Raw genomic sequence first — 14,301 nt, 5'->3', positions numbered from 1 at the left:
GCTCTTCCCAACCTCGAATCGTGACGGCGGCGTTGCCGGCAGTGTGATCCGCCGCGACCTGCGCAGTTCGGCGTCGCGGCGCGTCCGGACGGTGAACGGCGGCACCGCATCTCGGCTCCGGCGGTCTTGAACATTCAGAAACAGTCGCGCAAGGAGGGGAAACACCAGGGGACACGATGGCGATGCCGGATCGCGACTGCAGGGGCCGGAACGGCACGAGGACGACGGCCTGATGCTGTTCAGTTCGCCGGTCTTCCTGTTCCTGTTCATGCCGCTGCTGCTCCTGGTCTACTGGAGCGTGCCGCGTCCGCTGCGCAACAGCGTGCTGCTGGCCGCCAGCCTGGTGTTCTACGCCTGGGGCGAGCGGTTCTTCGCGCTGGTGATGCTGGGGTCGATTTTCGGCAACTGGCTGCTCGGGCTGGCGCTGGACGGCCTCGCCGATCCGCGTCGGCGCAAGCTGGTGGTCGCTGCCGCGGTGGTGCTGAACATTGGCCTGCTCGCGGTGTTCAAGTATTCCGAGTTCCTGATCTCGAATCTCAACGCCGTGCTCGGCGCCGTCGGGATTGCCCCGATCACGGTGGTGGCGCCGCATCTGCCGCTGGGGATTTCGTTCTTCACCTTCCACGCGCTGTCCTACGTGATCGACGTGTATCGCGGCGTCGCGCGCGCGCAGCGCCGGCCGGTCGACTTCGCGCTGTACATCGCGTTCTTTCCGCAACTGATCGCCGGCCCGATCATCCGCTATCACGATATCTCCGACCAGCTCCGCCGACGGCCCGTGACGCTCGAACTGGCGACGTCCGGGATCGAGCGCTTCCTCGCCGGCTTCGGCAAGAAAATGCTGCTGGCCAATCCGCTCGGCGAGGTCGCCGACCGGATCTTCGCGCTGCCGGCCGCCGAGCTCAGTCCGGGTGCGGCCTGGCTCGGGCTGGTCTGCTACACCTTGCAGATCTATCTCGACTTCTCCGCCTATTCGGACATGGCGATCGGGCTGGCGCGGCTGTTCGGCTTCACCTTCCTGGAGAATTTCAACTATCCGTATCTGTCGCAGTCGCTGCAGGAATTCTGGCGGCGCTGGCACATCTCGCTGTCGAACTGGCTGCGCGATTATCTGTACATCCCGCTCGGCGGCAATCGCATGCCGCCATGGCGGGTGTATTTCAACCTCGCCACCGTGTTCCTGCTGTGCGGGCTCTGGCACGGCGCCAACTGGACGTTCGTGGTCTGGGGGCTGATCCACGGTCTGTTCCTGATCCTGGAGCGCCTCGGTCTGGCGGCGCTGCTGGCGCGGATGCCGAGGCCGGTGCGCCACCTCTACACGCTGGCCGTGGTGTCGCTGGCCTGGGTGTTCTTCCGCGCCGCCGATCTGCCCCACGCGATCGGCTATCTCCAGGCGATGGCCGGTCTCGGCGCCGGCTGGTCGCTCGACTTCCTGTACGAGATCGATCCGCTGGTGGTGATCTGTCTGGTGATGGGCAGCCTGGCGAGCGCGGCGCTGTTCAGCCCGCTCACCTCGGACTGGCGGCTGCGCCGAAACCAGCGGGAGGGCCGCGTCGAACCCGGGATCGGCTGCCTGCAATTGGGTCGTGACGGCGCCGTGGTGCTCGGCGCGCGTCTGATGGTGCTATTGACCACCGGGCTGCTGGCCGCCAGCCAGGTCGCGGCCGGCACCTACAATCCGTTCATCTATTTCCGGTTCTAGCGATGCGGCGATCACCGTTCTACGCTCGACTGTACGGCGGCGCTCTGGTCGGGTTGGTGCTGGTGTTTCCGTTCGCCTCGCTGATCGCCATGGCGTTCAAGCACGCCGAGATCAGCAGAGTCGAGAACCGGGCGCTGGCGCAGATGCCCGGATGGCCGCGCACGCGTGCCGAATGGGACAGCTTTCCGCAGCGGTTCGACGCGTTCTTCAATGACAATTTCGGGTTGCGGACGCTGCTGCTGCGGCTGAACTCGAATTTCAGCACCGTGATGCTGGGGCGCTCGCCGTCCGACAAGGTGGTGTTCGGCCATAACGACTGGCTGTTCTACGCCGGCGACAATTCGATCGAACTGTATCGCAACCAGCGTCCGCTCAGTTCGCTGCAGCTCGACAATACCCGAACGGCTCTGCAGCGCCGGGTGGGCGCGATGCAGGCCGCGAACCGGCCGTATCTGTTCGTCGTCGCGCCGGACAAGCACACGATCTACCCGGAGATGATGCCGACCTACATGTCGCGGCGCGATCCGCCGTCGCAGCTCGATCAGGTCGTCGCGATCGCCGGTGCGGCGGGATTGCCGGTCCTCGATCTGCGCGCCGCGTTGCGGGCCGGAAAGGCGGACGGGCAGGTGTACTTCAAAGACGACTCGCATTGGAGCGATTGGGGCGCCTATCTCGGCTATCGTCGCATCATGGCCGCGCTGCCGCTGCCCGGTCTGCCGGTGCTCGATCTCGATGCGCGGCAGTTCGCGGTCCCGGCGGACCATGCGGGCGATCTCGCCGGCATGGCGGGTCTGTCGCGGCGCGAGCCGACCCGGGTTGCGCAGGTGCCGGCCGATCGATGCGCTTTCACCGCCACTGCCTTCCAGCACGTCGGCGACGACATTGCGGTGCGGCGGACGTTCTGTCCGCAGGCGAAGTTCAAGATCGTATTCGTCGGCGACTCCTTCACCGACGGTCTGGTGAAGTATCTGTCGCGCAGTTTCGGGGAAGTGGTTTACGTCGCGCGTTCGGGCTTCAAGCCGTCACGCCAGATCGTGCCGCTGATCGAGCGGGAGGCGCCCGACATGGTAATCGAAGAGCTGGCGGAGCGGCATCTCGACTCGCTCGCCGACACCGTCGCGCCGGACGGGCGGTAGGCCGGCGAGGGCCGTCAGCAGGAAGCGTACCAGTCCGATGGGAACGGCAGCAGCGGCCATTCGACCGAGTTGTCGTTGGCGGCGCGTCGCATCGTCGCCACGGTCGAACGTGCGACATTGTCCTGCGCGCTTTCGGCGACGGCACCGCTGATCGTTTCCAGCATCAGATCGTATTCGGCTTCGCTCATGGTTCGGCTCCCCTGTCCGAACCGGAGTCTGGCAAAAACAGCTGTGAGCGCGGTTGAGCGGATCGCTACAATTTTAGCGATCGGCCGATTGGTACCGGATCGCCCGCTGCCGATGCATCGGTCGCCATGAAAAAAGCCGCCCCCGAACGGGAGGCGGCTCGATTCAGACGCGTTGCTGAATGCAACGTTACTGGCACAGATGCATCCGGCCGTCTTCGCCGCGGAACGTGGTGCCCGGCAGACAGACGAAACCGTTGCGCTCGGCATAGCTGCGCATGTCGTAGTCGCCCTGATAGCCGGCCTGGAACGGCGCGGTGGCGATCGCACCGGCCGCGCCGATCGCGCCGCCGACCACACCCGCGGCGACCTGACCCGGCCAGAACGCGTTGCTGTCGCGCCAATTGCGCTGCTGATAGCCGCGGTCCTGATAACCTTGATGGCGATAGGTCTCGCCGTAGTGCTGGCCACGCGTCTGCATCGGTTGCTGCGCCGAAGCGGCGCTGCTCAGGGCCACGGCGCCTGCGAATACAGCGGCCGCAAAGGTCGTCGGCTTCAACATCTTCGGTCTCCCTCATTGTCTCCGATGCGGACGCAACGTGCGGCGACGCGAGAACGTTCCGGGAGCGGGGGGAGGCGGATTCACAGCGGCGTGAAGGGCACGCGGCCTTGGGCGCGAAGCCGGGTGCGCGAACAAGGACGCATCCTCGGAAGCCCACGAACTGTCGTGGACGTCACGATCTGCAATGATGGAAAATGGAAATGGCTCCCCGGGCCGGATTCGAACCAGCGACCAACCGGTTAACAGCCGGTTGCTCTACCACTGAGCTACCAGGGAACATGCGAAGCATCGCTTCGCGGGGCAGCGTATAACAAAGCCGTTCGGCGTTGGAAAGCGGAAATCGGTCGATCGGGATCGTCCGTTCCGCCGCCGCAGCGCGGCGCAGCCGCCGTGGCGGCGCGGGTCGTATGTAGGGGATGTGAAGCCCGGCGTGAAGCCCCCATCACGCCAATTCTGTGGACCGCCCTTGGCCAGTTGCGTTTTGAACCGCGTTGCAGCATGGATGGCGCCGGGTTTCATCGCAGGGGATCGGGGATGTTGAAATTCGAGCGCGCGCGGCAGAACATGGTCGACGGCCAGATCCGGCCCGCCAGCGTGACGGATTGGCGAATCATCGACGCGATGCGCGCGCTGCCGCGCGAGGCGTTCGTTCCGGACTCGAAGCGCGAACTGGTTTATCTCGATCTCGACCTTGAGATCGACGGCGGCGATGGCCGCAAGCATTTCCTTCTCAACCCCATCATGACGGCGCGCCTGATCCAGGCCGCGGAGATCCAGCGGGACGATCGCGTCCTCGTGGTCGGCTGTCCGACCGGCTACGTCGCCGCAGTGGTGGCCAAGCTCGCCGATCGTGTCGTCACGACCATCGACGACGAGACGCTGGCGCAGCGCATGCGTGCGACGCTGCCGGCGCTCGGCTTCGCCAATGTCGATGTCCGGGTTGCCGAGGCGGCGCGCGGTGATCTGCACGGCGCGCCGTTCGACGCGATCCTGCTGTGCGGTGCCGCCGAGGTGGAACCGACCGCGCTGTACGAGCAGCTCAAGCTCGGCGGGCGTCTGGTCGGCGCGTTCGCGACCGGCAGGCCGCAGCGGGTCACGGTGGTGACGCGGTCGCACTGCGACTTCGGCACCCGCATCCTGTTCGATGCCTCGGTGCCGGTTCTGCCCGGCCTGGAGCGTGTTCCGGCCTTCGAATTCTGATCGGAATCGTCCGAATTCTGCTGGGAAATCATACCTGTGGCGCGAATGCCCCAGATTGGAAGTTTCGACGCGGGACCGGGGCAGGGGGTTTCTTCGGCCAGTTCGGTGTCCTATGGTGAGGATGGACTTACCGGACATTGTTCGGCTGGGCGCGCGTCATGGTGCACCGGTGGGTTCGGTGTGGGGAAAAGTTCAGGATTGGATTGCCAGAATGGATGGGCTTAAGCGGATTTCCGGCCTCGCGGCTGCCGGCATCGTTTTGGCGTGCGTTTCTCCGACCGTGGCCGGGGCCGAGACGATCGAAGCGGCGCTGATCCGAGCCTACCAGAACAATCCCCAGCTCAACGCGCAGCGCGCATCTGTCCGTGCCACCGACGAATCGGTGCCGCAGGCTCTGTCCGGTTACCGGCCGAAGGTGTCGATCACCGCGAGCGGCGGCTATCAGTACACCGATGCGATCTCGAGCGTCGGCGGCAATCAGTTTCATCTCAACGGCACGCAGATCCCGCGCTCGGTCGGCGTGACCGCGTCGCAGACGCTGTTCAACGGCAATCAGACCGCGAACCGCACCCGTGCGGCGGAGAGCCAGGTTTCCTCGGCGCGCGAGGGCCTGCGGGTGCTGGAGCAGTCGGTGCTGCTGTCGGCGGCCACCATCTACATGGACTATCTGCGCGACTCCGCGACCCTGGAAGTGCAGCGGTCGAACGTGCGGGTGCTCGAGCAGACGCTGCGGCAGACCAACGATCGATTCAACGTCGGCGAGGTGACCCGCACCGACGTCGCGCAGTCGCAGGCGCAGCTCGCCGCCGGCAACACCCAGCAGCTCGCCGCCGAGTCGACGTTGACCACCACCCGGTCGAACTACCGGCGCATCATCGGCAACGAGCCGGGCAATCTCGCACCGGGCTCGCCGGTCGATCGGTATCTGCCGAGCACGCTGGCGCAGGCGATCAATCTGGCGCTGGTCGAGAATCCGAACGTCACCGCCGCGATGTACGGCATCGACGTCAGCTATCTCAACGTGAAGATCAACGAAGGCGCGTTGTTCCCGACCCTGACGCTGCAGGCCAGCGCGCAGCAGTCGTGGGAACCGTCGATCTCGTCGCCGCGGCAGTTCCTGGCGTCCGGCGTGGCGCAGCTCTCGATCCCGATCTATCAGGGCGGCGGCGAATACGCGCTGATCCGGCAGTCGAAGGAAAGCCTGGCGCAGCAGCGTCTCAATCTCGAACAGGTCCGCGACCAGACCCGCGCCAGCGTGGTGCAGGCGTGGGGCCAGTTGCAGGCGGCGAAGGCGCAGGTGTCCTCGGCGCAATCGCAGGTGAAGGCCTCGGAGATCGCGCTCAACGGCGTCCGCGAGGAAGCCCGCGCCGGCCAGCGCACCACGCTCGACGTGTTGAACGCGCAGCAGGCGCTGGTGAATGCCCGCGTCGCGCTGGTGACCGCGCAGCATGATCGCGTGGTGGCGTCCTACGCGGTGCTGAACGCGGTCGGCCGTCTCTCGCCGCAGGTGCTCGGCCTGAAGACCAACGTCTATGATCCCAGCGTGCACTATCATCAGGTGCGCGACAGCTGGGGCGGCGTGCGGACTCCCGACGGCCGCTGATTGCGGTCGCGCCGGCACCCGTGGGCTTGCCGCGGGTGCGTTTGCTTGCAAACAACTAACACGGTGCCTACCGTTCGACGGAATCGTGGTAGCGATTCGAGTCGGAGATGCGCCGCGTCGTGGTGCGTAGCGCCGTTCGCTGCCGAGCCTGACCTCGGTGAGAACCGCAGTTGAAGCTGGGGACAAGTCCTGCTTCGAACGCGAAACCCAGCGCCGCCTGTTCGGAACCGGTCTCTCCCGCAGAGTTTGATGTTACAACGCCGGGAAGGGCGTGATGATGTGGAGTCGGAGATGACGCAGCCTGCAAAGGCCCAAGAGCCTTCGATGGAGGAGATTCTGGCGTCGATCCGTCGCATCATCGCCGATGACGAAGCCAAGCCCGCGACCCCGGCCCCTGCGCCGGCGGCCGTTGCCCCGAAGCCGGAGCCGCCCAAGCCGGCTCCCCCGCCGAGCAAGCCCGCGGCCATGACCCCACCTCCGTCTGCACCCAGTCCGGTGTCGCAAGCTGCGCCGCCGAAGCCCGCTGCCGCGCCGAAGCCGGCGCCTCCGCCGATGCCGGCCGCAGCCGAGAGCAACAGCCAGGACGACATCGACGCGCTGCTGGCCGGCCTCGACGCCGGCACCACCGAGGAAGAAGTCCGGCCGCCGCAGCCGGACGGCGACGTCCTCGAGCTGACCGACGAGATGGCGCTGCCGGAGCCCGAACCGGAGCCTGAGCCGACTCCGCCGCCGCCGCCACCGTCGCCGGTTCAGAAGGCGCCGGTCGAGGACGACATCGAATTCGCCGAAGCCGCGCCGAAGCCGCGCGCGCCGGAGCCGGCTTACGAGCCGCCACCTGCAGCGGCCTGGAGCGAAGAGCCGCAGCAGCCGATCCTGTCGCGGACCACCGCCGCGGCGGTCGAGTCCGCGTTCAATTCGCTCGCCACCACCGTGCTCAGCAACAATGCCCGGACCCTCGAGGACCTGGTGAAGGAGATGCTGCGGCCGATGCTGAAGGCCTGGCTCGACGACAATCTGCCGACGCTGGTCGAGCGGATCGTCCGCCAGGAGATCGAGCGGGTCTCGCGCGGGCGCTGAGCGGCGGACCGCGGCTGCGCCTGCCGGCGGCCTGATCGAATGGATCGGCCTTCCATTGTTGACTTGCGGCGCGCCGGAAGGTTTCTAGCGACGTCCAGCGAGCGCGTCCGCAGCCCGGCGACGCGCCTTTTTTGATTGCAGCGCCATGATCGAGAAAACCTACCAGCCTGCCGACATCGAGGCCCGCATCGCGCGCGCCTGGGAAGACGCGGAGGCCTTCAAGGCCGGTCGTCCGGACCGCCGTGACGCCATCCCGTACTCGATCGTGATCCCGCCGCCGAACGTCACCGGCTCGCTGCACATGGGCCATGCGCTCAACAACACGCTGCAGGACATCCTGTGCCGGTTCGAGCGGATGCGCGGCCGCGACGTGCTGTGGCAGCCCGGCACCGACCACGCCGGCATCGCCACCCAGATGGTGGTCGAGCGCCAGCTGATGGAGCGCCAGGAGCCGAGCCGCCGCGACATGGGCCGCGCCAGGTTCCTGGAGCGGGTGTGGCAGTGGAAGGCCGAGAGCGGCGGCGTCATCGTCAACCAGCTCAAGCGGCTCGGCGCCTCGTGCGACTGGTCGCGCGAACGCTTCACGATGGACGAGGGGCTGTCGCGCGCCGTCGCCAAGGTGTTCGTCGAGCTGCACCGCCAGGGCCTGATCTACAAGGACAAGCGGCTGGTCAATTGGGACCCGAAGCTGCTCACCGCGATCTCCGATCTGGAGGTCCAGCAGATCGAGGTGAAGGGCAATCTCTGGCACCTGCGCTATCCGATCGAAGGCAAAAGCTTCGACCCGGCCGATCCTTCGACCTTCATCGTCGTCGCCACCACCCGGCCCGAGACGATGCTGGGCGACACCGCTGTGGCGGTGAATCCGGAAGACGAGCGTTATACGCATCTGGTCGGCAAGCACGTCATCCTGCCGCTGGTCGGCCGGCGAATTCCGATCGTCGCCGACGAGTACTCCGATCCCGAGAAGGGCTCGGGCGCGGTGAAGATCACGCCGGCGCACGACTTCAACGACTTCGAGGTCGGCAAGCGGCATCATCTGCCGCAGATCAACGTGCTCGACATCGAGGGCAAGATCTCGGTCGCCGACAACAGCGCCTATCTCGAAGGCCTGCCGGAGGGCGCGCGTGAATTCGCCGAGGAGATCGACGGCACCGACCGCTTCGTCGCCCGCAAGATGATCGTGGCGCGGCTCGACGATTTCGGCTTCCTGGAGAAGATCGAGCCCAACGTCCACATGGTGCCGCACGGCGACCGCTCCGGCGTGGTGATCGAGCCGTTCCTCACCGACCAGTGGTACGTCGACGCCAAGACGATGGCGCAGCCGGCGATCGCCGCGGTGCGTTCCGGCGAGACCAACTTCGTGCCGAAGAACTGGGAAAAGACCTATTTCGAGTGGATGGAAAACATCCAGCCGTGGTGCATCTCGCGCCAGCTGTGGTGGGGCCATCAGATCCCGGCGTGGTACGGGCCGGACGGCAAGGTGTTCGTCGCCGAAACCGAAGAAGAGGCGGTCGGTAACGCGCTCGGCTACTACGTCGAGCAGGAAGTGCTGACGCCCGCCCAGGCGCACGACATGGCGGAAGATCCCGTCAAGCGCGAGGGCTTCATCACCCGCGACGAGGACGTGCTCGACACCTGGTTCTCCTCGGCGCTGTGGCCGTTCTCGACGCTGGGCTGGCCGGACGAGACGCCCGAGCTCGACCGCTACTATCCGACCAACGTGCTGGTCACCGGCTTCGACATCATCTTCTTCTGGGTCGCCCGGATGATGATGATGGGCCTGCACTTCATGGACGACGTGCCGTTCCCGACCGTCTACATCCACGCCCTCGTTCGCGACGAGAAGGGCGCCAAGATGTCGAAGTCGAAGGGCAACGTCATCGATCCGCTCAACCTGATCGACCAATACGGTGCCGACGCGCTGCGCTTCACGCTGGCCGCGATGGCGGCGCAGGGCCGCGACATCAAGCTCGCGACCAGCCGCGTCGAAGGCTACCGCAACTTCGCCACCAAACTGTGGAACGCCTGCCGCTTCGCCGAGATGAACGGCTGCGTCGCGCCGGCGGATTTCGACTACACCGCGGCGAAGGAGACGCTGAACCGCTGGATCGCGCACGAGACCGTGCGCGCGGTGCGCGAGGTCACCGAGGCGATCGAATCCTATCGCTTCAACGACGCCGCCGAAGCCGCATATCGCTTCGTCTGGAACGTGTATTGCGACTGGTATCTCGAACTCGCCAAGCCGGTGCTGATGGGCGAGGACGGCGCCGCCAAAACCGAGACCCGCGCGATGGTGGCGTGGGCGCGCGACGAGATCCTGAAGATCCTGCATCCGTTCATGCCGTTCATCACCGAGGAACTGTGGGCGGTGACGGCATCCCGCGACGGCCTGCTGGCACTGGCGCCGTGGTCGCGCAAGTCCGGGATGTCGGACGAAGAGGTCTCGGTGCTGGCGGGCTCAGCCGCGACCGACCCGATGGCCGGGCCGGCGATGCTGGCGATTCCGGAGCCGCAGGAGCCGGACTTCACCGACGAGGCCGCCGAGGCCGAGATCGGCTGGGTGGTCGATCTCGTCACCGCGATCCGCTCGGTGCGCGCCGAGATGAACATCGTGCCGTCGACCCTGACGCCGCTGGTGTTGGCCGGCGCCTCGGCGGCGACCAACGCCCGGGCCGGGCGCTGGAGCGACGTGATCAAGCGGCTGGCGCGGGTCGGCGAAATCTCGTTCGCCGACGCAGCCCCGCAGGGCGCCGTGCAGCTCCTGGTGCGCGGCGAGGTCGCGGCCCTGCCGCTGAAGGGCGTGATCGATTTCGCCGCCGAACAGGCGCGCCTGGAGAAGGAGCTCGGCAAGGCCGAAGCCGACATCAAGCGCGCCGAGGCCAAACTGGCGAACGAGAAGTTCGTCGCCAACGCCGCCGAGGAAGTGGTCGAGGAAGAGCGCGAAAAGCGCGAAGCCGCGATCGCCCGCAAGGTCAAAATCCTCGAAGCGCTGTTGCGGATCAAGAACGCGAGCTGACCCTTGCTCGACCACGTCTCGATCACCGTGTCCGATATTGCGGTGGCCGAGCCGTTCTACGACGCGATCATGGCGGCGCTCGGCGTCGTCAAGGTCGGCGCCCGCGGCGATTGGCTCGGCTATGGCGAGCGGGCGCGGCCTGAGCATCCGGACCGCGTCTATCTGTCGATCCGCAAGGGCGACAGGCCGGAGCCGGCCTATGGCCGGCACTGGTGCTTCAAGGCGAACAGCCGCTCGGTGGTCGATGCATTCTGGCAAGCCGGGCTCGCTCACGGCGGCGTCGATCAGGGCGCGCCAGGACTGCGCGATTATCATCCCGGTTACTACGCGGCCTTCATCACCGACCCTGACGGCAACCGGCTCGAAGCGGTGTGCCACGCGCTCGATTGAGCTCTTTCCTTGCACCTGCTGTCCGTCGCCGCGGCGTTGATCGGCGCCAAAGTATGACACCGCGGCAGTCGCGTAGGATCGGGCATCAACGGGGCTGTGCCGATGCTCGCCTTCCTCAAGCTACTGATCTCGTTTGCGCCGTGGCTGTCGTTCCTGATCATCGCCCGTGACACGTTGCTCCGGGTCGAGATCGGCCTCTGCGTTGCACTGGCGCTGACGGTCGTGATGGGCGTGTTGAAGCTCCATCGCGGTATCATTCTGTGGGTCGGCGTGGTGTTCTTCGGCGCCGCGACCATCGCGGTGATCGGCTTCCACGACACTTGGACGCTGCGCCATCTCGGCGTGCTGGCCAACGGCGCGCTGGCGGCCGGCGCCTGGCTGACCATCCTGCTCGGCAAGCCGTTCACGCTCGACTACGCCAAGGAGCATGTCGATCCGGCGGTCTGGAACGATCCGAAATTCATCCGCATCAACGTGCTGATGACCGGCATCTGGGCGACGGCTTTCACGATCAACGCTGTGCTGGCATTCGGCAAGATGGAGCAGTTCGCGCTTCCCGAACTCGCTTACGAGCTGATCTCCTACGCGGTGCTGATCGGCACCGCGATCTTCACGGTCTGGTACCCGGACCATTTGCGGAAGGCGCGGGCGGCGGCAAGCTAAGTCCGCGGCGCTGCGCCGCAAACACACGTCACCCTCCGCGAAAGCGGAGGGTCCAGTATCCCAGAGCGGTCGTTGGTAGTTGAAGCGCTCTGGAATACTGGGTCGCCCGATCAAGTCGGGCGATGACCGGAGAGGTTGGAGAAGCGCTGCCCGAGACATTCAACCTGGGAATGGCTTGCTCAAAAACCGCGACCCCTTCAGCCCATAGCGCCACGGATAGTCGGCCGCCTTGGTGATGCCGATGCGCGGGCCGGTGACGACCTCCGGAGTCCTGGGTCGGCGATGGATCGCGAACGGTGCGGCGTCGAGCGGCAGGCCGTTGTGGGCGATGGTGATGCCGAGCGCCTGCGCCAGCTTGCCGGGGCCGGAACACAGGCTGCGCGGCTCGTCGAGGCCGCGGCGCTTGCGCATCGCCGCGAGGCCGTGGGTCGGCTCCAGCGCGCGGATCAGGACGGCGCTGGCCGAGTCTTCGGGCTCGCAGACGACGTTGACGCACCAATGGATGCCGTAGGACCGGTACACATAGGCGAAGCCCGGCGGGCCGAACATCACCGCGTTGCGCGGGGTCTGGCCACCGAAGGAATGCGCGGCCGGGTCGGTGTGGTGATAGGCTTCGACCTCGACGATGATGCCGCCCGTGCCGCCGAACAGCAGCGTCGCGCCGATCAGCTCGGGCGCGACCTCATGGACGCTGCGGGCGAAGAACCGGCGCGTCAGCAGCGGGCCGAGAGCTGGATGTGTTCCGTCCGACGAGGGCTTCGGAACGCGGGGCTTGGTCATCTGTGGGACAAGGATCGAGGCGCCGTGAGGGGGCGGCCGGCGGCGCGCGTTATGCTTACAATTCGAGCATTATTCCAAGGGATAACGGCCTGCAAGCCGCCCGGGTTGCGGGACGGGGACGGCCGGATTAGGTAGGGTTCTCGCGCAAACCCCAGGCAGCTCATGGTCGTTCTCGTCGATACGGTGTCCGCCAATCCTGTCCGCCCCCGGCATCCGGAGAAGGCGGCGCGGCCGGATGCGCTGTCGCCGAAGAAGCCGGACTGGATCCGGGTCAAGGCGCCGACCACCCGCGGCTACGGCGAGACCCGCGGCATCGTCAAGGAAAACGGCCTGCACACGGTGTGCGAGGAGGCCGGCTGCCCGAACATCGGTGAGTGCTGGGACAAGAAGCACGCCACCTTCATGATCATGGGGGACACCTGCACCCGGGCGTGCGCGTTCTGCAACGTCAAGACCGGGCTGCCCGGCGCGCTGGATCCCAATGAGCCGGCTTACGTCGCCGAGGCGACCCGCAAGCTCGGGCTGCAGCATCTCGTGATCACCTCGGTCGATCGCGACGATCTCGTCGACGGCGGCGCTGCGCATTTCGCGGCGACGATCCGTGCGGTGCGCGCGGCGTGCCCGACCACCACGATCGAGATCCTGACCCCGGATTTCCTGCGCAAGGACGGCGCGCTTGAAGTGGTGGCCGCTGCCAAGCCGGACGTGTTCAACCACAATCTCGAAACCGTGCCGTCGCGCTATCTGTCGGTGCGGCCGGGCGCGCGTTACTTCCATTCGATCCGGCTGTTGCAGCGGGTGAAGGAACTCGACCCCGGCATCTTCACCAAATCCGGCATCATGGTCGGGCTCGGCGAGGAGCGCCACGAGGTGCTGCAGGTGATGGACGATCTGCGCTCGGCGGAGGTCGATTTCCTCACCATCGGCCAGTATCTGCAGCCGACCCGCAAGCATCACGCGGTGATGCGCTACGTCACGCCGGACGAGTTCGCCGGCTATCAGACCACCGCCTACGCCAAGGGCTTTCTGATGGTGTCGGCGTCGCCGATGACGCGCTCGTCGCACCACGCCGGCGACGATTTCGCCAAGCTCAAGGCGGCGCGCGCGGCGCGAGCCCGCTGAGAGCCAAGATCTGAAGCCCGAGACGATGCCGCAGTTTTCCAACAGGCGCCGAGTGCCGCACAGTGCCGAGAAGATGTTCGACCTCGTCGCCGACGTCGAGCGCTATCCGCAATTCGTGCCGCTGTGCAAGGCGTTGAGAATCCGCGAGCGCAACCCGCAGCCGGACGGCACCGAAGTGGTGATCGCCGACATGACGGTGTCGTTCAAGCTGGTGCAGGAGACCTTCACCAGCCGCGTCACTCTGGACCGCGCCAATCTGACGATCCTGGTCGAGTATCTGAAAGGCCCGTTCTCCAACCTGGAGAACCGCTGGACCTTCACAGCCAAGACCGAGCGCGCCTGCGAGGTCGGCTTCTTCATCGCCTATGAATTCAAGAGCCGGATGCTCGCCACGCTGATGGGCGCGATGTTCGACACCGCGTTTCATCGCTTCGCCGAAGCGTTCGAAACCCGCGCCGACCAGATCTACGGCACCGGCCCGAAACTGTCCCAGGTGTAGTTCACGCCTCCGTCGTCATTGCGAGCGAAGCGAAGCAATCCAGCCCCGTGCTCCGGCACTGGATTGCTTCGTCGCTACGCTCCTCGCAATTGTGCGAGTTCACTAATTCGGTGATCGGATTTTTTTGTCGGCGGCGAAGTCCTTCGGGGTTTTGCCGCCGAGGGCCTGGTGGGGCCTGAAGTTGTTGTAATAGACCATGTATTCGAACAACTCGTTGGCGAAGTGGTCGAGGTTGTCGAAGGTGGCTCCGTCGATCACGTCGTCGTCCAGGGTCCGCCAGAAGCGCTCGATCTTGCCGTTGGTCTGGGGGCGGTAAGGCCGAGTGTAACGGTGCACGATGCCGAGCTCGCGCAGCATTGCCTC

At 66.2% G+C, this 14,301-nt stretch carries 13 protein-coding genes, 1 tRNA gene and 2 pseudogenes; 10 read left to right on the top strand and 6 right to left on the bottom strand.

Features of this window, described 5'->3' with window-relative positions:
* The first annotated feature begins 232 nt into the window (after positions 1-232).
* Together DWA33_RS20115 and DWA33_RS20110 are read left to right on the top strand one after the other, a co-directional pair.
* Positions 233-1,702 (top strand): MBOAT family O-acyltransferase, encoded by a 1,470-nt coding sequence (locus DWA33_RS20115; RefSeq protein ID WP_114360294.1) that lies wholly within the window; start codon positions 233-235, stop codon positions 1,700-1,702.
* A gap of 2 nt (positions 1,703-1,704) precedes the next feature.
* Positions 1,705-2,838: an alginate O-acetyltransferase AlgX-related protein gene (locus DWA33_RS20110; RefSeq protein WP_114360293.1), complete on the top strand. Its 1,134-nt coding sequence runs from the start codon at positions 1,705-1,707 to the stop codon at positions 2,836-2,838.
* A 14-nt stretch (positions 2,839-2,852) separates the two neighbouring features.
* Here DWA33_RS20110 and DWA33_RS25280 read toward each other — a convergent pair whose 3' ends face one another.
* The 3 genes from DWA33_RS25280 to DWA33_RS20100 form a co-directional block, all read right to left on the bottom strand.
* Positions 2,853-3,026: a hypothetical protein gene (locus tag DWA33_RS25280; protein ID WP_167443247.1), complete on the bottom strand. Its 174-nt coding sequence runs from the start codon at positions 3,024-3,026 to the stop codon at positions 2,853-2,855.
* 187 nt (positions 3,027-3,213) lie between these two features.
* On the bottom strand, positions 3,214-3,585 hold the full coding sequence (locus DWA33_RS20105) for a hypothetical protein (RefSeq protein ID WP_114360292.1): 372 nt from the start codon (positions 3,583-3,585) through the stop codon (positions 3,214-3,216).
* 201 nt (positions 3,586-3,786) lie between these two features.
* A tRNA-Asn gene (locus DWA33_RS20100) sits at positions 3,787-3,861 on the bottom strand.
* A 258-nt stretch (positions 3,862-4,119) separates the two neighbouring features.
* Between DWA33_RS20100 and DWA33_RS20095 the strand changes: the two genes are divergently transcribed.
* The 6 genes from DWA33_RS20095 (at position 4,120) to DWA33_RS20070 (ending at position 11,537) form a co-directional block, all read left to right on the top strand.
* Positions 4,120-4,785 (top strand): protein-L-isoaspartate O-methyltransferase family protein, encoded by a 666-nt coding sequence (locus DWA33_RS20095; protein WP_114360291.1) that lies wholly within the window; start codon positions 4,120-4,122, stop codon positions 4,783-4,785.
* 211 nt (positions 4,786-4,996) lie between these two features.
* Positions 4,997-6,388, top strand: coding sequence for a TolC family outer membrane protein (locus DWA33_RS20090; protein ID WP_114360290.1), 1,392 nt, complete (start codon positions 4,997-4,999; stop codon positions 6,386-6,388).
* A 291-nt stretch (positions 6,389-6,679) separates the two neighbouring features.
* A complete protein-coding gene (locus DWA33_RS20085) occupies positions 6,680-7,465 on the top strand; it encodes a PopZ family protein (protein WP_114360336.1) in 786 nt (261 codons plus the stop codon).
* A 145-nt stretch (positions 7,466-7,610) separates the two neighbouring features.
* Positions 7,611-10,484, top strand: coding sequence for a valine--tRNA ligase (locus tag DWA33_RS20080; protein WP_114360289.1), 2,874 nt, complete (start codon positions 7,611-7,613; stop codon positions 10,482-10,484).
* A gap of 3 nt (positions 10,485-10,487) precedes the next feature.
* Positions 10,488-10,874 carry a VOC family protein gene (locus tag DWA33_RS20075; RefSeq protein ID WP_114360288.1) on the top strand — a complete coding sequence of 129 codons (387 nt, stop codon included), beginning with the start codon at positions 10,488-10,490 and terminating at the stop codon, positions 10,872-10,874.
* 102 nt (positions 10,875-10,976) lie between these two features.
* Positions 10,977-11,537: a hypothetical protein gene (locus DWA33_RS20070; RefSeq protein WP_114360287.1), complete on the top strand. Its 561-nt coding sequence runs from the start codon at positions 10,977-10,979 to the stop codon at positions 11,535-11,537.
* A 159-nt stretch (positions 11,538-11,696) separates the two neighbouring features.
* Here DWA33_RS20070 and DWA33_RS20065 read toward each other — a convergent pair whose 3' ends face one another.
* Positions 11,697-12,317, bottom strand: a complete 621-nt coding sequence (locus tag DWA33_RS20065) for a DNA-3-methyladenine glycosylase (RefSeq protein ID WP_114360286.1) — start codon at positions 12,315-12,317, stop codon at positions 11,697-11,699.
* 162 nt (positions 12,318-12,479) lie between these two features.
* Here DWA33_RS20065 and lipA point away from each other — a divergent pair, with 162 nt between their 5' ends.
* Both lipA and DWA33_RS20055 read left to right on the top strand, forming a co-directional pair.
* Positions 12,480-13,439 carry a lipoyl synthase gene (gene lipA / locus DWA33_RS20060; protein WP_114360285.1) on the top strand — a complete coding sequence of 320 codons (960 nt, stop codon included), beginning with the start codon at positions 12,480-12,482 and terminating at the stop codon, positions 13,437-13,439.
* 25 nt (positions 13,440-13,464) lie between these two features.
* Complete coding sequence (locus DWA33_RS20055) at positions 13,465-13,938, top strand: type II toxin-antitoxin system RatA family toxin (protein ID WP_114360284.1); 474 nt, start codon at positions 13,465-13,467, stop codon at positions 13,936-13,938.
* Positions 13,939-14,040: 102 nt separating this feature from the next.
* Here DWA33_RS20055 and DWA33_RS20050 read toward each other — a convergent pair.
* A pseudogene (locus DWA33_RS20050) lies at positions 14,041-14,220 on the bottom strand (integrase core domain-containing protein); the annotation flags it as partial.
* Positions 14,199-14,301: pseudogene (locus tag DWA33_RS25775) on the bottom strand (integrase core domain-containing protein); the annotation flags it as partial. The pseudogenes DWA33_RS25775 and DWA33_RS20050, both read right to left, overlap by 22 nt.

This window comes from Rhodopseudomonas pentothenatexigens, from assembly GCF_900218015.1.
GTDB lineage: Bacteria > Pseudomonadota > Alphaproteobacteria > Rhizobiales > Xanthobacteraceae > Rhodopseudomonas > Rhodopseudomonas pentothenatexigens.
Note: the sequence above shows the minus strand (reverse complement) of the source record. Positions and strands in the feature narration are given on the sequence as shown.